Source organism: Ramlibacter tataouinensis (assembly GCF_027941915.1).
Taxonomy (GTDB): Bacteria; Pseudomonadota; Gammaproteobacteria; order Burkholderiales; family Burkholderiaceae_C; genus Ramlibacter; species Ramlibacter tataouinensis_C.
Genome location: NZ_CP116009.1, coordinates 4,084,021 through 4,103,780, shown reverse-complemented (window position 1 = coordinate 4,103,780; position 19,760 = coordinate 4,084,021). Strand labels below are relative to the sequence as shown.

20 protein-coding genes are annotated in these 19,760 nt (G+C 71.0%); 11 read left to right on the top strand and 9 right to left on the bottom strand.

The window, feature by feature from the left end; genetic code table 11:
- Positions 1-2: 2 nt before the first annotated feature.
- The 4 genes from earP to PE066_RS19690 are packed head-to-tail and all read left to right on the top strand — an operon-like array spanning position 3 to position 3,737.
- Complete coding sequence (gene earP, locus PE066_RS19705; protein ID WP_271234217.1) at positions 3-1,049, top strand: elongation factor P maturation arginine rhamnosyltransferase EarP; 1,047 nt, start codon at positions 3-5, stop codon at positions 1,047-1,049.
- 21 nt (positions 1,050-1,070) lie between these two features.
- Entirely contained in the window at positions 1,071-1,763 is a 693-nt protein-coding gene (locus PE066_RS19700; RefSeq protein WP_271234216.1) for a phosphatase PAP2 family protein, read from the top strand.
- Positions 1,744-2,403 carry a response regulator gene (locus PE066_RS19695; protein WP_271234215.1) on the top strand — a complete coding sequence of 220 codons (660 nt, stop codon included), beginning with the start codon at positions 1,744-1,746 and terminating at the stop codon, positions 2,401-2,403. The genes PE066_RS19700 and PE066_RS19695 overlap by 20 nt, the downstream gene beginning before the upstream one ends.
- Positions 2,400-3,737, top strand: a complete 1,338-nt coding sequence (locus tag PE066_RS19690) for a sensor histidine kinase (RefSeq protein ID WP_271234214.1) — start codon at positions 2,400-2,402, stop codon at positions 3,735-3,737. The genes PE066_RS19695 and PE066_RS19690 overlap by 4 nt, the downstream gene beginning before the upstream one ends.
- On the opposite strand, the gene PE066_RS19685 is transcribed toward PE066_RS19690, so the two are convergent.
- Entirely contained in the window at positions 3,712-5,358 is a 1,647-nt protein-coding gene (locus tag PE066_RS19685) for a phosphoethanolamine transferase (protein WP_271234213.1), read from the bottom strand. The two genes, PE066_RS19690 and PE066_RS19685, sit on opposite strands and share 26 nt — an antisense overlap.
- A 188-nt stretch (positions 5,359-5,546) precedes the next feature.
- On the opposite strand from PE066_RS19685, the gene efp reads away from it, so the two are divergent.
- From efp to PE066_RS19670, 3 genes are all read left to right on the top strand, one after another.
- Positions 5,547-6,101: an elongation factor P gene (efp, locus tag PE066_RS19680; protein ID WP_271234212.1), complete on the top strand. Its 555-nt coding sequence runs from the start codon at positions 5,547-5,549 to the stop codon at positions 6,099-6,101.
- A gap of 93 nt (positions 6,102-6,194) precedes the next feature.
- Positions 6,195-6,995 (top strand): heme-dependent oxidative N-demethylase subunit alpha family protein, encoded by an 801-nt coding sequence (locus tag PE066_RS19675; RefSeq protein WP_271234211.1) that lies wholly within the window; start codon positions 6,195-6,197, stop codon positions 6,993-6,995.
- Positions 6,996-7,883: an AEC family transporter gene (locus tag PE066_RS19670; RefSeq protein WP_271234210.1), complete on the top strand. Its 888-nt coding sequence runs from the start codon at positions 6,996-6,998 to the stop codon at positions 7,881-7,883.
- Here PE066_RS19670 and PE066_RS19665 read toward each other — a convergent pair.
- A complete protein-coding gene (locus tag PE066_RS19665; RefSeq protein ID WP_271234209.1) occupies positions 7,877-8,533 on the bottom strand; it encodes a hypothetical protein in 657 nt (218 codons plus the stop codon). The genes PE066_RS19670 and PE066_RS19665 overlap by 7 nt on opposite strands.
- A 65-nt stretch (positions 8,534-8,598) precedes the next feature.
- On the opposite strand from PE066_RS19665, the gene PE066_RS19660 reads away from it, so the two are divergent.
- Positions 8,599-9,462, top strand: a complete 864-nt coding sequence (locus PE066_RS19660; RefSeq protein ID WP_271234208.1) for a TIGR00730 family Rossman fold protein — start codon at positions 8,599-8,601, stop codon at positions 9,460-9,462.
- On the opposite strand, the gene PE066_RS19655 is transcribed toward PE066_RS19660, so the two are convergent.
- From PE066_RS19655 to PE066_RS19625, 7 genes are all read right to left on the bottom strand, one after another.
- Positions 9,450-10,553, bottom strand: a complete 1,104-nt coding sequence (locus PE066_RS19655) for an MFS transporter (RefSeq protein WP_271236624.1) — start codon at positions 10,551-10,553, stop codon at positions 9,450-9,452. The genes PE066_RS19660 and PE066_RS19655 overlap by 13 nt on opposite strands.
- Before the next feature lie 62 nt (positions 10,554-10,615).
- Positions 10,616-11,944: a DNA recombination protein RmuC gene (rmuC, locus tag PE066_RS19650; protein WP_440480550.1), complete on the bottom strand. Its 1,329-nt coding sequence runs from the start codon at positions 11,942-11,944 to the stop codon at positions 10,616-10,618.
- Positions 11,945-11,973: 29 nt separating this feature from the next.
- Positions 11,974-12,954: a 2-hydroxyacid dehydrogenase gene (locus tag PE066_RS19645; protein WP_271234207.1), complete on the bottom strand. Its 981-nt coding sequence runs from the start codon at positions 12,952-12,954 to the stop codon at positions 11,974-11,976.
- 4 nt (positions 12,955-12,958) lie between these two features.
- The gene (locus PE066_RS19640) at positions 12,959-14,368 is read right to left on the bottom strand and encodes a sodium:proton antiporter (RefSeq protein WP_271234206.1); all 1,410 of its coding nucleotides are present in this window, start codon (positions 14,366-14,368) and stop codon (positions 12,959-12,961) included.
- A gap of 98 nt (positions 14,369-14,466) precedes the next feature.
- Positions 14,467-15,123, bottom strand: coding sequence for a nitroreductase (locus PE066_RS19635; protein ID WP_271236622.1), 657 nt, complete (start codon positions 15,121-15,123; stop codon positions 14,467-14,469).
- Between the two features lie 59 nt (positions 15,124-15,182).
- The gene (locus PE066_RS19630) at positions 15,183-15,623 is read right to left on the bottom strand and encodes an acyl-CoA thioesterase (RefSeq protein ID WP_271234205.1); all 441 of its coding nucleotides are present in this window, start codon (positions 15,621-15,623) and stop codon (positions 15,183-15,185) included.
- Complete coding sequence (locus PE066_RS19625; RefSeq protein WP_271234204.1) at positions 15,620-16,546, bottom strand: histone deacetylase family protein; 927 nt, start codon at positions 16,544-16,546, stop codon at positions 15,620-15,622. Before PE066_RS19625 ends, PE066_RS19630 begins: the two co-directional genes overlap by 4 nt.
- A gap of 218 nt (positions 16,547-16,764) precedes the next feature.
- Here PE066_RS19625 and PE066_RS19620 point away from each other — a divergent pair, with 218 nt between their 5' ends.
- The 3 genes from PE066_RS19620 to PE066_RS19610 all read left to right on the top strand — a co-directional run bounded on the left by PE066_RS19620 (position 16,765) and on the right by PE066_RS19610 (position 19,754).
- Positions 16,765-17,310, top strand: coding sequence for a phasin family protein (locus PE066_RS19620; protein ID WP_271234203.1), 546 nt, complete (start codon positions 16,765-16,767; stop codon positions 17,308-17,310).
- 436 nt (positions 17,311-17,746) lie between these two features.
- Complete coding sequence (locus PE066_RS19615; RefSeq protein ID WP_271234202.1) at positions 17,747-18,793, top strand: extracellular solute-binding protein; 1,047 nt, start codon at positions 17,747-17,749, stop codon at positions 18,791-18,793.
- A gap of 202 nt (positions 18,794-18,995) precedes the next feature.
- A complete protein-coding gene (locus PE066_RS19610; protein WP_271234201.1) occupies positions 18,996-19,754 on the top strand; it encodes a 3-hydroxyacyl-CoA dehydrogenase in 759 nt (252 codons plus the stop codon).
- Positions 19,755-19,760 lie beyond the last annotated feature (6 nt).

The window sequence follows — 19,760 nt, the reverse complement described above, 5'->3', positions numbered from 1 at the left end:
GCATGTACTGGGACATCTTCTGCAAGGTCATCGACAACCACGGCGACATCGGCGTGTGCTGGCGGGTCGCGTCCGGCCTCGCCGAGCGCGGCGAGGCCGTGCGCCTGTGGGTGGACGACGCCAGCGCGCTGGCCTGGATGGCGCCGGACGGCCACCCCCGCGTGCAGGTGCTGCCCTGGGCGGAGTGCCGCACGGCACGACCGGGCGACGTCGTGGTCGAAGCCTTCGCCTGCGAGCTGGAGCCGGCCTTCGTCGCGGCGATCGCCGAGCGCACGCGCGCCACCGGTCGCCAGCCGGCCTGGATCAACCTGGAATACCTGTCGGCCGAGGCCTGGGTCGAGCGCTGCCACGGCCTGCCCTCGCCCGTGCTGAGCGGCCCGGGCCGGGGTCTGACCAAGCACTTCTTCCACCCGGGCTTCAGCGCCGCCACCGGCGGGCTGGTGCGCGAGCCCGACCTGCCCGAGCGGCAGGCCGCCTTCGACCGCCAGGCCTGGCTGCGCGCGCGCGGCATCGACTGGCGGGGCGAGCGGCTGCTGAGCCTGTTCTGCTACGAGCCGCCCGGATTGCACGCCCTGCTCGACGCCCTGGCGCGCTCCGCGCAGCCGACCCGCCTGCTGGTGACGGCCGGCCGGGCCGACGCGGCGGTGCGGCAGTGGCTGGCCGGCCACTCGCGCGTCGGCTCGCTGGTGCTGGACGGGCTGCCGCTGATGCCGCAGTCGAGCTTCGACGAGCTGCTGTGGGCCTGCGACCTGAACCTGGTGCGCGGCGAGGATTCGCTGGTGCGTGCGCTGTGGGCCGGCCAGCCCCTGGTCTGGAACATCTATCCGCAGCACGACGATGCGCATCTCGCCAAGCTCGACGCCTTCCTCGACTGGCTGGGCGCGCCACCCAGCCTGCGCGCCTTCCACGCCGGCTGGAACCGGCCGCAACAGCCCTTGCCCGCGATCGATATCGACGGCTGGCGGCCCGCGGTGCAACAGGCGCGCCGGCGACTGCTCGCCCTGCCCGACCTCGTCAGCGAACTGATGCGCTTTGCCGTTAGGGGATGAGCCTGCCCGGCGCCCGCTCCCATGTTCCTGCGTTCTCCCTTCCGCCGCTTGCCCGAGTCGCTGGCCGTCCTCGCCGGCTTGCTGCTGCTCATGGCCTGGGACGCCAGCACCGCCGACGCGCTGCTGGCGCGCTGGATGGGCGGACCGAGCGGCTTTGCGCTGCGCAACCACTGGCTGCTGGAAGGCGTGCTGCACCAGGGCGCCCGTGCGCTGGCCTGGGGCCTGGTCGTCTGGCTCGCCGTGGGCCTGCGCTGGCCCCTGGGCGTGCTGCGCGCCCTGGCTCCCGCGCGGCGGGCCTGGCTGCTGGCCGCCACCCTCGGCGGGATGCTGCTGGTGAGCGCCCTCAAGCAAGGCAGCCTGAGCAGCTGCCCCTGGGACCTGCAGGAGTTCGGCGGCATGGCCCGCCACGTCTCCCATTGGGCCTGGCTGCAGGCCGACGGCGGACCCGGCCACTGCTTTCCGGCCGGCCACGCGTCGGCCGGCTTCGCGTGGGTGGCGGGCTGGTTCGCGTTCCGCGACTGGCGGCCGGGCGTGGCGCGCGGCTGGCTGGTCGCGGCGCTCGTGGCCGGCGCGGCCATCGGCCTGGCCCAGCAGCTGCGCGGCGCCCATTTCGCCAGCCACACGCTCTGGACCGCCTGGATCTGCTGGACCTGGGCCTGGGCCTTCAGCGCGGCCTTGCCGCCGCAGGAAGACGATGCGCCTGCTGCTGGCTGAAGACGACGCCATGATCGGCCGCGCCATGCAGCAGGGGCTGGGCGGCGCGGGCTTCGCCGTCGACTGGGTGCAGGACGGCCGCGCGGCGCAGCTCGCCCTAGACACCGGCGTGTACGACGTGGCGGTGCTGGACCTGGGCCTGCCCGGCAAGGACGGCATGGCCGTGCTGCGCGAGCTGCGCGCGCGCGGCCAGCGGCTGCCGGTGCTGGTGGTCACCGCGCGCGACGCCGTGCCCGACCGCATCGAGGGCCTGAACGCCGGCGCCGACGACTACGTGCTCAAGCCGTTCGACCTCGACGAGCTGGTGGCCCGCGTCCGCGCGCTGCTGCGCCGGCACGCCGGCGCCGCCCTGCCGCAGCTGGCCTGCGGGTCGCTGCTGCTCGACCCGGTGCGGCGCGAGGTCCGGCTGGCCGGCGCGCCGGTGGACCTGTCGGCGCGCGAGTTCGCCCTGCTCGAGGCGCTGATGCAGCGCCCGGGCGCCGTGCTCTCGCGCGAGCAGCTCGAGGAAGCGGTGTATGGCTGGCAGGACGCCATCGGCAGCAACGCCATCGAGGTCCACCTGCACCACCTGCGCCGCAAGCTGGGCCCGGCCACCATCCGCAACGTGCGCGGCGTGGGCTACAAGGTCAGTCCACCATGACCGGCCCTTCCATCCACCGCAACCTGCTGGCCTGGGTGATGGGCGCGCTCGCGCTCGGCGCCGCCCTGCTGATCGGCGGTTCCTGGTGGGTGCTGGCCAACGAGATGGACGAGGTGTTCGAGGACAACCTCAAGCAGGTCGCGCTGGCCGTCGCCCACCACGCCGGGGCCGGCTCGCCGGCCGGCCCGGCGCAACTGGCGCAGGCCTTGCCGCGGGCGTTCGAGGAGTACGGCCGCTTCGAATTCGTCACCGCCGTCTGGAGCCTCGAAGGCCGGCTGCTGCACAGCTCGGACCCGGCGGTGCACCTGCCCTTCCTGTCGCGCAGCGGCATCAGCCAGGTGATGGCCGATGGCCAGCCCTGGCACCTGTACACCGTCGTGCTGCACGACCGCATCGTGCAGGCCGCCCAACTGGCCAGCGAGCGGCGCGTGCTGGCGCGGGAAACGGCCTCGGGGCTGGTACTGCCCACCGCCGGCCTGCTGGCGCTGATCGCGCTGCTGCTGGCGCTGGCGCTGCGGCGCGGGCTGGCGCCCTTGTCGGCGGCGGCACAGGACGTGGCGGCGCTCAGCGTCGAGGCGCTGCATCCGATCGAGCTGCGGGGCCACCCGCGCGAGCTGCACCCGCTGGTGAGCGCCGTCAACGACCTGATGGTGCGGCTGGGCAGCGCCCTGTCGGTCCAGCGCCACTTCGTGGCCGATGCCGCGCACGAGCTGCGCACGCCGATCGCCGCGCTGCGGCTGCAGCTGCAGCTGCTCGAGCGCGCCGCCGATGCCGGCCAGCGCCGGATCGCGCTGGCCGAGCTCGGCGCCGGCATCGACCGGGCCCAGCACATGGTGGCGCAGTTGCTGCAGCTCTCGCGCCTGGGACCGGAGGCGCCGGCCCTGCAGCCGGGACCGGTGGTGCTGGGCGAGCTGGTGCGCGAGGCGGTGGCCCGCTTCTCGGCCCGGGCGGACGCGGCCGGCATCGACCTCGGCGCCGAAGTCGCCGGCGCGCCCGTCGTGCAGGGCGATGCCGCCCAGCTCGCCAGCCTGCTGGACAACCTGGTGGACAACGCCCTGCGCCACACGCCGCAGGGCGGCCGGGTGGACGTGCGGACGGACGCGCCGCAGGGGCGCCCCTGCCTGGAGGTGTGCGACACCGGGCATGGCATCCCCATCGCCGAGCGCGAACGGGTGTTCGACCGCTTCTACCGGGGTGCCGGCCAGCAAGGCGTCGGCACCGGCCTGGGGCTGGCCATCGTGCGCGCGGTGGCCGACAGCCACCACGCCGACGTGGCGCTGGCCGATGCACCCGGCGGTGGGCTGTGCGTCAGGGTGCGATTTCCGCCGTCTTGAGCGTTCGGCAGGGCCGGAACAGGTCGCGCTCCGGCTGGTAGGCCGAAGTTGCCACGTCCAGCACGCCCAGCAGCGAGTGGAACAGGTGGTCGTGCGAGACCGGCTCGCCGGCCCGCCCGCGCAGGCAGCCCAGGTCGAGCCGGGCCGAGCGGGCGAACCCCGGCGACAGCCACGCCAGCATCGGCACCCGGGTCTGCTCGCTCGGCGCGATCGCGTACGGCACGCCGTGCAGGTACAGGCCCGCCTCGCCCAGCGACTCGCCGTGGTCCGACACGTACAGCATGGCGGTGTCGAAGCGGTCCTGTCGCGCCTGCAGGAAGTCGATCACCCGCGCCAGGAAGTGGTCGGTGTACAGCAGCGAGTTGTCGTACGCGTTCACGATCTCCTCGCGGCTGCAGCGGCGCAGCTCGTCCTGTTCGCAGGCCGGGGTGAAGCGGCGGAACGCCGCCGGGTAGCGGCGGTAGTACGAAGGCCCGTGGCTGCCCAGTTGGTGCAGCACCACGAACAGGTTGCCGTGCGCATCGGCCGCCACCTGGTCCAGCCCGTGCAGCAGGACCTCGTCGAAGCAGGGGCCCTCCGGGCACACGCGCTCCACGCCGGCCCGGTCGAGCTGCTGGACCGGCAGGCCGTCGCACACGCCCTTGCAGCCGGACTGGTTGTCGCGCCACAGCACCTGGATGCCGGCGCGGTTCAGCACGTGCAGCAGCGACTCGTGCGACAGGATGGCGGCCTCGTCGTAGCCGGCACGGCCGTACACCGAGAACATGCAGGGCAGCGACACCTCGGTCGAGGTGCCGCAGGCGGTCGCGTGGCTGAAGTTGACGATGTCGCGCCGGGCCAGCTCCGGGTTGGTGTCGCGCCCATAGCCGTCGAGCGAGAAGTTGGCGGCGCGTGCGGTCTCGCCCACCACCAGCACGAACAGCGCCGGACGCCGCCCCGGCGGGCCGGGCTCCAGGCGGGCGTCGGCGCCCACCGGCTGCAGCGGACCGGGCGGCCGGGCGGCGCGGCCCCAGGCCTGGCCGGCGGCGGCAGCCAGCACGTTGCCCGGCGTGAGCAGGTGCCGCACTTCCTTGTGGTTGCGCATCACCGAGGCGAAATCGGCGAACACCGGCGCCAGGCTGGCCACCACCACCACGGCGGCGCCGGCGATCCAGGCCGAGCGCACCGCCAGCGCCCGCAGGGGCCGGCGCGGCAGCAGCCGGGGCCACCACAGCAGCGCGGCCGGCAGCACGCCCCACAGCAACAGGTGACCCAGCAACCCCGGCCCCAGCAGCTCGCGCGCCTCGCCCCACTGGGTGGCCAGCACGTTGCGCAGCATGTTCCGGTCGAAGTAGACGGCGTAGCGATCGATGTAGAAAGACAGCGTCGCGCCCAGCAGCAGCAGCGCAGCCAGCAGCGGCCGCACCGTGCGGCGCGTGGCCACCAGGCAGGCCAGGCCGACGTACAGGGCCGCCAGCGCGCCGAACAGTGCCAGCGCGAAGCCCCAGGTGGCCGGGCTCGACAGCTCGCGGCCGGCCAGCGCCGCGCGCCAGAACGGGCCATTGCAGGCGGCCAGCAGGTACAGGGCGGCCAGCAGCACCAAAGTCTCGGTGTGCAGCGCCGGCCTCGTTCTCCATCGCATCGGCCGAGCATCCGGGCGGCCGGCTTAAGGGCGACTTAACGCGGCCAGGCCGCAGGCAGCCGAACAAAAGCAAGTAAAATCCCATGGTTTTGCGCGAGCAGCCTGCCTGGCTGGCGCCTCGTGCCCACCGCCGCCCCTTCGCACCCGCCACGCGGGCGCCCCGCGGCCTACTTCGCCACCGAACCCCCATGAAAATCGCTCAAGAAATCCGCGCCGGCAACGTGATCATGCAGAACGGCGCCCCCTGGGTCGTGCTCAAGACCGAGTACGCCCGCGGCGGCCGCAACGCCGCCACCGTGCGCATGAAGCTCAAGAGCCTGCTGTCCAACCAGGGCACGGAAGTCGTCTTCAAGGCGGACGACAAGATGGACCAGATCGTGCTGGACAAGAAGGACTGCAGCTACTCGTACTTCGCCGACCCGATGTACGTGTGGATGGATGGCGAGTACAACCAGTACGAGGTCGAGGCCGAGAACATGGGCGACGCGCTCAACTACCTCGAGGACGGGATGACCGCCGAAGTGGTGTTCTACGAAGGCAAGGCGATTTCGGTGGAACTGCCCACCAGCGTCGAGCGCGAGATCACCTGGACCGAGCCGGCCGTCAAGGGCGACACCTCGGGCAAGGTGCTCAAGCCGGCCAAGATCGCCACCGGCTTCGAGATCGGCGTGCCGATCTTCGTGGCCCAGGGCGACAAGGTCGAGATCGACACGCGCACCGGCGAGTACCGCCGCCGCGTCTGACCACCGCATTCCCGATGGAAGGCTCCGCAAGGAGCCTTTTTTTCGTTTCCTGGCACCCTGCACAACGGGCCTAATCCGATTTCCAATCCTGCCGTGGACTTCGACTTCGGGCTGATCACCGCCCCCTTCCGCATGCAGCCGGGGCTGCGCCGGCTCATGCCGGGCGCGCGGCACCTGACGCCGCTGGCGCCGGGTTCGGCGCTGTTCGCGGAAAAGCGCAAGGTCCACGAGGCCGGCGCCTCGCGCCATAGCGCCGCCGGCTTCGATCCGGGGCCGGCCCTGGCCGCCATCGCGCAGCAAGGCCGGATCGACGGGCTGGACGCCTTCGACCCCCATCGCCTGGAACTGGCCTTCGAGGAAGACTTCACCGTGCTCGATGGCGCCGACGGCACCCTGCCCTGGCTGTGCGTCTGCGTGCCGTCCCACTGGGCGCCCGAAGACAAGCTGGGGCTGGACTTCGCGGCGGTGCATGCGCCGGTGGCCGACAACGCCGCCCTCCTCGGCGCCGGCCCTTCGCTGGTGGCGCTGGCCACGTCCGGCGAGCGCTGGGAGCGCTTCGTCTGGACGATCAGTCCGTCGCCGCGCCACGACCAGCACCCGCGCCGGCAGCCGCGCGCGCCCTGGCCCTCGGGCGAGGACGAGCAGGCCTTCGTCCGCGGCTGCTGGCTGCGGGTCGAGCGCCAGACCTTCTTTCCGGTCGGCCAGGGCACGCGCCAGGCGGTGTTCACCATCCGGGTGATGCTGCAACCGCTGGCCGAGGCGATCGACGGCACGGACAAGGCGGCACGCCTGCATGCCGCACTCGGCTCCATGAGCGAGGCGGTGCTGGCCTACAAGGGGCTGGCGCCCGCGCGCGAGCCGCTGCTGCGCTGGCTGGCCCGGAAAGCCGCCTGAATGGAGTTGCTGCTGCGCATCGCGCAGGTGATCGTTCCGGTGTTCCTGATCGTCGCCATCGGCTTCGGCTACGCCCGGCGCCGCCAGCCGGACCTGCGCGCCTTCAACCGCATCGTGCTGGACGTGATGACGCCGCTGCTGGTGTACACCGCCCTGGCCGGCAAGGACTTCCGGCTGCAGGAGCACGAGCGCCTGCTCGCGGCCGGCGCGCTGCTGATCCTGGCCTGCGGCGCGGTCGCCTGGCTCCTCGCGCGGCTGACGCACACCGGGCCGCGCAGCCTGGTGCCGGTGGTGATGTTCAACAACTGCGGCAACATGGGCCTGCCGCTGGCGCTGCTGGCGTTCGGGCCGGAGCACTTCGGCGCGGCCGTCGCATTGTTCTCGGTCAGCAACGTGCTGCACTTCTCGCTGGGCGCGCGCATCACCAGCGCCGATGCCCGCACGCGCGACCTGCTGCTGTCGCCGCTGATGATCGCGGCGGCGCTCGGCTTCGCCAGCGCGGCCAGCGGCATCCGCCCGCCCGAGATGCTGATGACGGGCATGCGCCTGATGGGCGAGGCGACGCTGCCGCTGATGCTGTTCGCGCTGGGGGTGCGCCTGACCGCGCTGCAGCCGCAGGACATCCCGCGCGGCTTGCTGGGCGCGTTTGCGCGTCCGCTGGTCGGCCTGGCGCTGGCCGTGCCCCTGGCCTGGGCGCTGGAGCTCACGGGCCCGGCACGGGCGCAGTTGATCCTGTTCGGCGCCCTGCCGCCGGCCGTGATGCAGTTCCTGCTGGCCGAGCGCTACGGCCAGGAGCCGGAGCGGGTGGCGGCGATGATCCTGCTGGGCAACGCGCTGGCGCTGCTGTTCGTGCCGCTGGGGCTGGCGATCGCGCTGCCGGGTCAGTAGAAGCCGCGGCCCAGCACCAGGCCGGCCAGGACCAGCGCCACGACGGCGACGCCGCCCATCGAGGCCCACAGGAGCTGTCCACGCAGGCCGGCCCGCGGCGCGGGCTTGCCGCCGGCCGGCCAGGGAGCGGCATCGGGCAGCCATTGCAGGAACTCGGTCGCGGCCCCCGGCGTGAACAGCTCCAGTCGAATGCGCTGGGGTGGCCGTCCGTCCACCCACAGGCCGAGCTCGACTTCGCTGCCGCTGGCGCCGGCATGCACGATGTCCTTGAGCGGCAGCTTGACGCGATCCTCCTTCCAGTCCAGGCCCCGGCGGAAGCGGCCGGCGATCCGCAGCACCTTCGACTGCACGCGCGCCTCGACCTCGCCCCTGAAGGCGGGGATGGCCAGGCCGCGGCCCTGCACGGCGACCAGGCTGGCGGCGTAGGTGGCCTGCACCACCGAGAAGCCGCTGGTGCGACTGGGTCCGTAGTCGCGGGAGGCGGGAGGGCGGCCGATCAGGTCGGCCACTGTGAGCTGCTGCCCCGTGGTGTCGATCAGCACGTGATCGCTCGACAGCGCCTTCTTGATGCGCATGCCGACCACGGTGCGGCGGTCGTACGGGCCGAGCTTGCGGCCTTCCAGCACGACATGGAACAGCGGCTCCCCCACGGTTGTCCCCTCTGTTGTTCTGGCGCGAGAGGATACCCCACGGGTTTTGCCGCGAAAATCGGTCGATGTCTTCCACCCGCAACATCCACGACGGGCGGCTCGCCGACGCCTGGGCCACCCTCAAGGCGCACTCCGACGCCGGCCTGCCGCTGGATCCCGAGGCCAGTCGGCTGGCCTTTGCCGACCCCGAGTTCCTGCTGCGCCGCGAGACCCGCGGCATCCGCTTCCAGCTGGAGCTGCTCAAGCCCGACCTGGAGCAGCAGGCGCATGGGATCGAGAACACCGTCGTCGTGTTCGGCAGCGCGCGCTTTCGCAGCGAAGAGGAAGCGGCGGCCCTGCTCGCCGCGGCCGAGGCCGGCGGCGACGAGGCAGTGATCCGCCGCGCCCGGGCGCTGGCGCGCAACGCGCGCTACTACGAGGAGGCGCGCGCCTTCGGCAAGCTGGTCGCGCAATTCAGCGCCGCGCGCGAGCCGGGCGAGCGCCTGTTCATCTGCACCGGGGGTGGCCCGGGGATCATGCAGGCGGCCAATCGCGGCGCCTGGGAGGCCGGCGGCAGCAGCGTGGGCCTGTCGATCGCGCTGCCGATGGAGGAGGCGCCCAACCCCTTCGTCACGCCGGAGCTGTCGTTCAAGTTCCACTACTTCGCCCTGCGCAAGATGCACTTCATGATGCGGGCCAAGGCGCTGGTGGCGTTCCCGGGCGGCTTCGGCACGCTGGACGAGCTGTTCGAGGTGATCACCCTGGTGCAGACGCGCAAGTCGCACCAGGTGCCGATCGTTCTGTTCGGGCCGGACTACTGGAAACGGCTGGTCGACTTCGAGGTGCTGGTCGAGGAAGGGGTGATCGCACCGGCCGACCTGGAGCTGCTCCAGTACGCCGACGATGCGCAAGGCGCCTGGGACATCATCAAGCGCTTCTACCGGCTCTGACCGGCCGGCTCGCGGCCGAGCCGCAATGACAGGCGGGTGCCGGCCGCGACCACGCCGGCGACCGCCCAGAACACCCCCGAGATTCCGATCACGGTGCCGGCAGCGCCGAACAGGATCGGCATGCTGACGCTGCTGGCGTTGATCGCCATCAGCCGCAAACCCACCGCCTGCCCGTGGCGGTGTTCCGGCGTGATCTGGTGCAGCATGCTCATGATCATCGGCTGCACCGTCCCCAGGGCCACGCCCAGCAACACCGAGCACAGCCCCATCGACAGCGGCGATGCCAGCAGCGGATAGACGGTGAACAGCAGCGCGGTCGCCGCCATCGCCGCCGTGATCACCGCCCACTCCTTCAGGTAGGCGGCCACGACCGGCATCAGCACCCGCACCGCGACGGCGGCGATGGCGAAGGCGCCGAGCAGGGTGCCGATCACCGAAGCCGACAGGCCGCGCTCGTAACCCAGCACCGGCACCACGAAGGTGTGCACGTCCCAGCACGAGGACAACACCCAGTTCACCAGCAGCAGGCGGCGGAATCCGGGCTCGCGCAGCAGATCCCAGGCCGTGCCTTCGCGTTCGCCGGCCGGGGCATGGACCGGCGGCAGCTCGCGCGCCCGCCGCACCCAGAACCAGCTGGCCAGCGGCAGCACCGCCAGCAGCAGGAAGGCCAGCCGGAAGCCGGCATGGTCGATCGCCAGGCCGGCGGCGAATGGCCCGAGGAAGTTGGAGAACGCCGGCCCGATCGCCAGCCAGGAGAACACCTGGCGCAGCTGGGTCGCGCCGCCGGCGGCACGACCCACGTGCCGCTGCAGCGCGATCGAGGCCGCACCGGCGGCGCCGCCCGTCATCAGCGCCGACAGGCACAGAACCGGGAACACCGGGAAGGCCACCGCCAGGCTGCCGCCCAGCGACGCGGCCAGCACCGACCAGGCAAAGGGCCGGCGCAGGCCGTGGCGATCCGCGTAGCGGCCCGCAGGCAGGGCCAGCAGCATCGGCGTCAGCGCAAACAGGGCCAGCAGCACGCCGACCGCCGCCTCGCTGTAGCCCGAACGCAGCGCCATCAGCGGCGCCGCCATGCGCATGCCGGCCATGCAGGCGTGCAGGAACACCTGCCCGGCGATCAGGCGCAGCAGTTCGGGACTGAGGCCGCCGCTCACACCGTTTCGCCGCCCTGCCCCGCGGGCGCCGGCAGCACGGCCTGGGCCTGCTCCTCGGGCAGCGCTTCGACCGCCTTGAGCGCCCGGCGCATCTGGCGCGTGCGCACCTGGGCATCGTCCAGCGTCTCGGAGGCCTTGCGCACCTGCTCGCGGATGCGATCGACCCAGGTGCCGTAGCGCTCGAACTCGGTCTTCACGGCGCCCAGCACCTTCCACACCTCGGAGGCCTGGCGTTCCAGGGCCAGGGTGCGAAAGCCCATGTGCAGGCTGTTGAGCAGCGCCAGCAGCGTGGTCGGGCCGGCCAGGGTCACGCGGTGGTCGCGCTGGATCTGGTCCATCAGGCCCGGGCGGCGCAGCACCTCCGCGTACAGGCTTTCCACCGGCAGGAACAGGATGGCGAAGTCGGTGGTGTGCGGCGGACACAGGTAGTATTCGCAGATCGACTTGGCTTCCTGCCGGATGCGCTGCTCCAGCGCGCGGCCCGCGCTGTCGACGCCGGCCGCATCGGCGCGGTCGGCCGCTTCCAGCAGGCGCTCGTAGTCCTCGCGCGGGAACTTGGCGTCGATCGGCAGCCACACCGGCGCGCCCTCGCCGGCGCGGCCCGGCAGCTTCACCGCGAAATCGACCCGCTGCTTGCTGTGCGGTCGGGTCTCGACCTGGCGCGCGTACTGCTCGGGCGTCAGCACCTGTTCCAGCAGCGCCTCGAGCTGGACCTCGCCGAACACGCCGCGCGCCTTCACGTTGGCCAGCACCCGCTGCAGGTCGCCCACGCCCTGGGCCAGCACCTGCATCTCGCCCAGGCCCTTGTGCACCTGCTCCAGCCGCTCGGCGACCTGGCGGAAGCTCTCGCCCAGGCGCGTCTCCAGCGTGGCCTGCAGCTTCTCGTCGACGGTGCGCCGCATCTCGTCGAGCCGCGCCGCATTGGCCTGCTGCAGTTGCGCGAGCTGGACTTCGAGCGTGCTGCGCACTTCGGCCAGCCGGCGGGCATTCGATTCGCTCAGGCCCTGCAGCTGGGTCCCCAGGGTGTCGGCCACCGTCTTCTGCAGCAGCGTGAGCTGCTGGGCGAAGGCATCGATCTGGCTGTTCTGGGTGCGGGTGGCCTGCGAGGCCTGCTCCAGCAGGGCGCGCTGGAACGTCGCCATCGTCTGGGTCAGCTCCTGGCGCGCGCCGCGGCCGGATTCGCTGACCTCGCGCCGCAGCTCGCGCTCCAGCCGCTCGCTAGCCGCCAGCAATTCGGCACGCAGGTTGTCGGTGGCGGGCTTGCGCGCCAGCAGGATGGCCAGCAGCACCAGGGCCAGCAGCCCCGCCGCCGCGGCCAACGCCACCCCTGCCAGCAGCCAGGCTTGCGGGTCGCTCAGGCGAGCACCTCGGGATTGAGCGGCGTCAGCGGCTTGCGCTGCAACAGGAATCCGAGCAGGTTGTCGGCCGCCAGGTTGGCCATGGCCATGCGGGTCGGGATGGTGGCACTGGCGATGTGCGGCGTCAGCACCACGTTCGGCACCGTGAGCAGGTCGGGATGGACCTTGGGCTCGCCCTCGAACACGTCCAGGCCGGCGGCGGCGATGCGGCGCTCGCGCAGGGCCTGCGCCAGCGCCGCGTCGTCGACGATGCCGCCGCGTGCGATGTTGACCAGCGTCGCGGTCGGCTTCATCTGCGCGATCTCGGCCGCGCCGATCGCGTGGTGCGATTCGGCGGTGTACGGCAGCACCAGCACCAGGTGGTCGGCCTCGCGCAGCAGTTCGTCCTTGCCGACGTAGCGGGCCTTGCATTCGGCCTCGAGCTGCGGCGCCAGCCGGGAGCGGTTGTGGTAGAGCACCTTCATGCCGAAGCCGTGCGCGCCGCGCCGGGCGATGCCCTGGCCGATGCGGCCCATGCCCAGGATGGCCAGCGTGCTGCCGTGCACCTCGGCGCCCGCGAACAGGTCGTAGGACCACTTGGTCCACTGGCCGGCACGCAGGAAATGCTCGCTCTCGGTCATCCGGCGGGCGGTGGCCATCAGCAGCGCGAAGCCGAAATCGGCCGTGGTCTCGGTCAGCACGTCCGGCGCGTTGGTGCCCAGCACCCCGGCGGCCGTCATGGCGGCCAGGTCGAAGTTGTTGAAGCCCACCGCCATGTTGGCGCAGATCTTCAGTTGCGGGCAGGCCGCCAGCAGGGCGGCATCGATGCGCTCGCTGCCGGTGGTGAACACGCCCACCTTGCCCTGCAGGCGGGCGATGAGCTCTTCGCGGCTCCAGCTGGCGTCGGCCTGGTTGTGCTCGACCTCGAAGTGCTGCTGCAGCTTCTCGATGACCTGGGGAAAGATGGCGCGGGCGACGAGGATGGCGGGCTTGCTCATGGGATCAGCGGAACCAGATGAAGGTCATGACGGCGAACAGCGGCAGCAGGATACCCGCGGACCAGGCCATGTAGCCGAAGAAGCTCGGCATGTCCACGCCGCGGTCCTCGGCAATCGCCTTGACCATCAGGTTGGGCGCGTTGCCGATGTAGGTGTTGGCGCCCATGAAGACCGAGCCGGCGGAGATCGCCGCCAGGGTCGGCGCCAGGGTGGTCATCAGCACCTGCGGATCGCCGCCGGCGGTATTGAAGAACACCAGGTAGGTCGGGGCATTGTCCAGGAAGGAGCTGAGCACGCCCGAGGCCCAGAAGTACATGGCCGGGTCGGGCGAGCCGTCGGGGCGGGTCACGGCCGCGATCACGGCGCCGAACGGCCCGTCGACGCCGGCGCGCAGCATGGCGATCACCGGGATGATGGTCAGGAAGATGCCGGCGAACAGCTTGGCGACCTCCTGCATCGGCGCCCAGGCGAACTGGTTGTCCGCGTGCACGGTGGCTGGGGTGACCGACAGCGAGACCAGGGTCACGGCGATCAGGCCGAGGTCGCGCACGATGCCGGGCAGGCCGACTTCGGTGCCGGCGATGTCGAACACGACCGGCGACTTCCACAGCCCGGACAGCAGCACCAGGGCGACCACCGCCCCCAGCAGCCAGAAGTTGCGCGCGCCATCGAACCCGATGCCGCGCGTCTCCGGCGTCGGATCGACCGGCTTGATCTCCCCGTGGCGGCGGTAGTACCAGCTGTCCAGCGCGTAGAACAGCGCGAGCAAGACGGCGACCAGGAACAGCGTCTCCGGGAAGATGTGGCTCACCGTCCAGAAGAAGTCCACGCCCTTGAGGAACCCCAGGAACAGCGGCGGATCGCCCAGCGGCGTGAGCGAGCCGCCGGCGTTGGAGACGATGAAGATGAAGAACACCACCACGTGCGCCCGGTGCCGGCGGTTGTCGTTGGCGCGGATCAGCGGCCGGATCAGCAGCATCGACGCGCCGGTGGTGCCCATGAAGCTGGCCAGCACCGCGCCGATCGCCAGGATCGCGGTGTTCAGCCCCGGCCGGCCGCGCAGGTTGCCGCGGATGTAGATGCCGCCGGACACCGTGAACAGCGCCGTCAGCAGGATCACGAACGGGATGTACTCGGCCAGCGCGGCATGCACGAAGGCCGCGCCGGCGACGCCCGGCCCGAACACGACGGCGAACGGCACCAGGAAGGCCAGCGCCCAGGCGGCGGTGACCTTGCCGAAGTGGTGGTGCCAGAACTGCGGTGCCAGCAGCGGCATCAGCGCGATCGACAGCAGCACGCCGGCAAACGGAACGCCCCACAGCGGGGTGAGCTGGCGGCCGTCGAAATCGGCCGCCATGGCCAGTTGCGGCGCGAGCAGCGCCAGGGCCACGCCAAGGGGGCGCGCGATCGTCATGAAGTCTCCTCCGGGAACGGCGGCCGCTGGAGCGGCCGGCTGGCGGCGAGCATACCAATGCGCCGCTGCCCGCCGGCCGCGGTGCACCAGTGTCGGACCTATTCGAGCCAGCGGGTGAAGGCCTGCGGCGGCTCGCGCGGCGTCTCGAAGCCGTTCACCGGCGCGTCCTCGTCGGCGTAGCCGAGCGACATGCCGCACACCAGCATCTCGTGTTCGCCGGCGCCGATGTGCGGCAGCACGATGCGGGCGAAACCGTTCCAGGCCGCCTGCGGGCAGGTATGCAGGCCGTGGGCGCGTGCCGCCACCATCAGGTTCTGCAGGAACATGCCGTAGTCCAGCAGCGAGCCGCGGCCGAGGATGCGGTCGATCGTGAACATCAGGCCGACCGGGGCGTCGAAGAAGCGGAAGTTGCGCTGGTGCTGCGCATGCATCCGGTCCTTCTCGCCGCGCGCGATGCCCAGCAGGCCATACAGGCTCCAGCCGTTCTCGCGCCGCCGGTCGATGTAGGGTGGCACCCACTGCCGAGGGTAGTAGTCGTAGGCCTCGCGGTACTCGGCGGCCAGCGCGGGGTCGGCGTAGATCGCGTCGTGCGCGGCGCAGACCTGGCGCACCAGCTGGTCGCGGCTGGCGCCCTGCAGCACGTACACCTTCCAGGGCTGGGTGTTGGTGCCCGAGGGCGCCCGGCTCGCCAGTGCGAGCACGCTTTCGAGCGTCTCGCGCGGAACTGGAGCCGGCAGGAAGGCGCGAACCGACATCCGGCTGTCGATCGCGGCGTGCACGCTGCCGGGATCCGGCACCGCGGTGCGGACCCGGCTCACTGCAGCTTCTCGAGTTCGGCGCGCAGGGCGGCCGGCAGTGCGACCGGCCGGCGCGTGGCGCGATCGACATAGACATGGACGAAGTGGCCCTTGGCCGCGGTCAGGTCGTCGCCGCCGGCGAACAGCCCCACTTCGTAGCGCACGCTGGACGTGCCCAGGCGCGCCACCCGCACCCCGGCGTCCACCGATTGCGGAAAGGCGAGCGGAGCGAAGTAGTTGCACTGGGTCTCGATCACCAGGCCGATGGTCGCGCCATCGTGGATGTCGAGCACGCCGCGCTCGACCAGGTGCGCGTTCACCGCGGTGTCGAACCAGCTGTAGTAGACGACGTTGTTGACGTGGCCGTACACGTCGTTGTCCATCCATCGCGTGCTGATCGTGCGGAACGCCCGGTAGGCGCTGCGCGGCTCCGGCTGGGGCTTGGGGCTGTCGCTCATCGCGGGCGATTCTGCCAGCGGGTCCAGTACTGCATCGCCACCCGGAAGGTGTTGACCTGCGCCTGCACGGTGTCTTCCAGCCGGCGCCCGTAGCCGCCGGCCATGGCGAAGGCGAGCGGCAGGCCCCGCTCCCAGGCCCAGTCGAACACGCGGCGGTCGCGCGCTTCGAGGCCGTCCCACGTCAGCTTGAGCCGGCCCAGCCGATCGCCCTCGTGCGGATCGGCGCCGGCCAGGTAGATCACCAGGCCGGCATCGAAGCGGCGGTCCAGTTCGGCCAGCGCGCCTTCCAGCGCCTGCAGGTAGGCGTCATCGCCGCAGCCATCGGGCAGGTCCACGTCCAGGTCCGACGGTTCCTTGCGGAACGGGAAGTTGCGCCCGCCGTGCAGCGAGAGCGTGAACACGCTGTCGTCGCCGCGGAAGATGCGGGCCGTGCCGTTGCCCTGGTGCACGTCGAGATCGACGATGGCCACGCGCAGGCGGCCGCCGCTGCGCGCCTGTTCGGCCTGCATCAGCCGGGCCGCCACCGCGGCGTCGTTGAAGACGCAGAAGCCGCCGCCGCGCGCGGCATCGGCGTGGTGCGTGCCACCGGCGATCTGGCCGGCAACCCCCTCCCGGAAGGCGACGCGGCATGCCCCGATCGTGGCTCCGACCGAGCGGCGGGCCCGCTCGGCCATGGCCGGGCTCCAGGGAAAGCCGATCTCGCGCAGGATGGCGGGCTCCACCGTGCCCCCGCTGATCGCCTGGATGTAGGCCGGTGCATGGGCCAGCGCCAGTTCGCCATCGCTCGCCGGCGGCGCCGGCATGAACCGGACGCCGGGCAGCTCGGCTTCCAGCCGCTCGCGCAGCAACTGGTACTTGGCCATGGGAAACCGGTGCCCCGTCGGCAGCGGCAGCACGAACTGGCTGGCGTGGAAGACCTGCATGCGGGCATTGTCGACAGCGGGCGGGCCTCGGCTACCTGAGCCGGCCAGCCGATCGCTCTAGGTGGGCAGTTCTATTTTGTTGCATCGCAGCAAAAAGGCCTTGCAATCGGTCCCGCCATCCCTAAAATTCCGTTCATGCTGCACTGCAACATCAAGGCTCCGGCCCGGCATGGCAGCACATCCGCTGTCCTGCCCGTCCAACTTTTGGAGAAATTGCAATGCTGACCGCTGAACAAGTCCTGGCCTCCCAGAAGGCCTCCGTCGAAACCCTCTTCGGCCTGACCGCCAAGGCCTTCGAAGGGGTGGAGAAACTCGTCGAGCTGAACATGACCGCGTCCAAGGCCGCGCTCGTGGAAGCCGCGGGCACCGCCCAGACCGCCCTGAACGTCAAGGACGCGCAGGAGCTGCTGGCCCTGCAGGCCAGCCTGTTCCAGCCCCTGGCCGAGAAGAGCGCCGCCTACAGCCGCCACCTGTACGACATCGCCGCCGGCACCGGCGCCGAGTTCGGCAAGGCCTTCGAAACCCAGGCCAGCGACGCCCAGAAGAAGTTCATGAGCGTGGTCGACAACGCCGCCAAGAACGCCCCGGCCGGTTCCGAGACTGCCGTGGCCGTCTTCAAGAGCGCCGTCGCCGCCGGCAACAACGCGCTGGAATCCGTGCAGAAGGCCGTCAAGCAGGCCACCGAAGTGGCCGAGGCCAACTTCAACGCCGTGGCCAACACGGCCGTGAACGCCACCAAGACCGGCAGCCGCGCCAAGCGCTGAGCGGCCTTGAAATCCGGGTTCCGGCCCGCAGCTGCATCGGGCAGGAACTCTACGCGTCGCGGAGCATCTATCCGTCGACTCTCGTCGACCGGGAGTTCTTCAGGTTGTCTCCTCGGGTCCTTTCGATACCTTTCAGGTACAGGGATCCTTAACCCCAGCCGCAAGGCTGGGGTTTTTTTGTGCCCGGCCGGGGCGGCGAAGCCCGGCCCCAGCCGCTGGCGGCTTTCCCGGCTCGACCACGAGGCGGCGGGCTCGTTGCTGAGTCGCTCCAACTGCCGCTGAGCCGTTTCCCATGCGTCCTGCGGCCCGGCCCTGCCAAGACTTCTTTGCGCCAGATCAAACATGGGCTTTGATTTCGCGATTGAGAATGATTCGCGTTTGATCTATGATCTGCGCGTCCGCGTTCCTCAACCTTTCTTCTCGCCGGAGTCTCCGCATGAGCCATAAAGCCCTCGTCGCCGCCGCCGCTGCGCTGGCCTGCCTTGCCACCCCGTCCTTCGCGCAAGAGCAGGTCCTGAACCTGTACTCGGCGCGCCACTACCCCACCGACGAGGCGCTGTACGGCAACTTCACCAAGGCCACCGGGATCAAGATCAACCGGGTGGATTCCGACGATGCCGGCATCATGGCCCGCCTCAAGGCCGAGGGCGCGGCGTCTCCGGCCGACGTGATCCTGCTGGTCGACGCCGCCCGCCTGTACAAGGGCGAAGTCGAGGGCCTGTTCAAGCCGGTCAAGTCCAAGGCGCTGGAGGAGGCGATCCCCGCCCAGTACCGCGGCAAGCCGACGGCCGAAGGAACGCCCTGGTTCGGCTTCTCCACCCGCGCCCGGGTCGTGGTGTACGACAAGAACAAGGTGCAGCGCCAGGACGTGGACACCTACGAGGAACTGGCCGACGCGAAGAACAAGGGCAGGATCTGCATCCGCTCCGGCTCGCACCCCTACAACCTGTCGCTGTTCGGCGCCATCACCGAGCACCTGGGCGAGGCCAAGGCCCAGGACTGGATCCGCGGCCTCAAGGACAACCTGGCGCGCGATCCCAAGGGCGGCGACACCGACCAGATCAAGGCCGTCGCCGCCGGCGAATGCCAGGTCGCCGTCAGCAACAGCTACTACGTCGCGCGCCTGATGCGCTCGGCCAAGCCCGAGGACCGCGCGGTGATGGAAAAGGTGGCGGTGGTGTTCCCCAACCAGCAGACCTGGGGCACGCACCTGAACATCGCCGGCGGAGCGGTGGCGAAGAACTCGAAGAACACCGACGCGGCGGTCAAGTTCCTGGAATACCTGGCCAGCCCCGAGGCGCAGAACCATTTCGCCAACGGCAACAACGAGTGGCCCACCGCCAAGGGCGTGAAGGTCAGCAATCCCGCGCTCGAGGCGATGAGCGGCGGCGGCGACTTCAAGGCCGAGACCATCCCGCTGGCCGCTGTCGGCGCCAACCAGGTCAAGGTCCAGCAAATGCTCGACCGCGCCGGGTTCAAGTGATCTCGCTTCCCGCCACGCAGCGGCGGGCGCGAGGGCATTCCCGCGAAAGCGGGGTCCACGCATGCGCGCCGGCCCCACCATCTTGCAGCGCGGGGACCCACGAAGTCGCCGGACAACATTCACCCGATTCGAGGGGCCCTTCAGCGGCCCCTTTTTCGTCCGCGATAATTGACGTGCACGTCAACTCAATCAGGAGCATTCCATGGACATCAAGGGCAAGGTCTTCATCGTCACCGGCGGCGCTTCCGGCCTCGGCGAAGGCACTGCGCGCATGCTGGCGGCCGAGGGCGGCAAGGTCGTCATCGCCGACATGCAGGTCGAGAAAGGCGAAGCCGTCGCCAAGGAGATCGGCGGCGCCTTCGTCAAGTGCGACGTCAGCCAGGAAGCCGACGGCCAGGCGGTGGTGGCCCAGGCGCTGTCCATGGGCAAGCTGATGGGCCTGGTCAACTGCGCCGGCATCGCCCCGGCCGAGAAGACCGTGGGCAAGAGTGGCGCCCACAGCCTGGCCGTCTACACCAAGACCATCATGGTCAACCTGGTCGGGTCGTTCAACATGATCCGGCTGGCGGCCGAAGCCATGGCCAAGAACGACCCCGAGCCCACCGGCGAGCGCGGCTGCATGATCTCCACCGCCTCGGTGGCCGCCTACGACGGCCAGATCGGCCAGGCCGCCTACAGTGCGTCCAAGGGCGGCGTGGTCGGCATGACCCTGCCGATCGCCCGCGACCTGGCGCGCAACGGCATCCGCAACATGACCATCGCCCCCGGCATCTTCGGCACGCCCATGCTGTTCGGCATGCCCAAGGAAGTGCAGGACGCGCTGGCCGCCAGCGTGCCCTTCCCCTCCCGCCTGGGCACGCCGCAGGACTACGCCAGGCTGGCCAAGCACATCTTCGAGAACGACATGCTCAATGGCGAGGTGATCCGGCTCGACGGCGCCATCCGCCTGGCGCCCCGCTGACCGGCA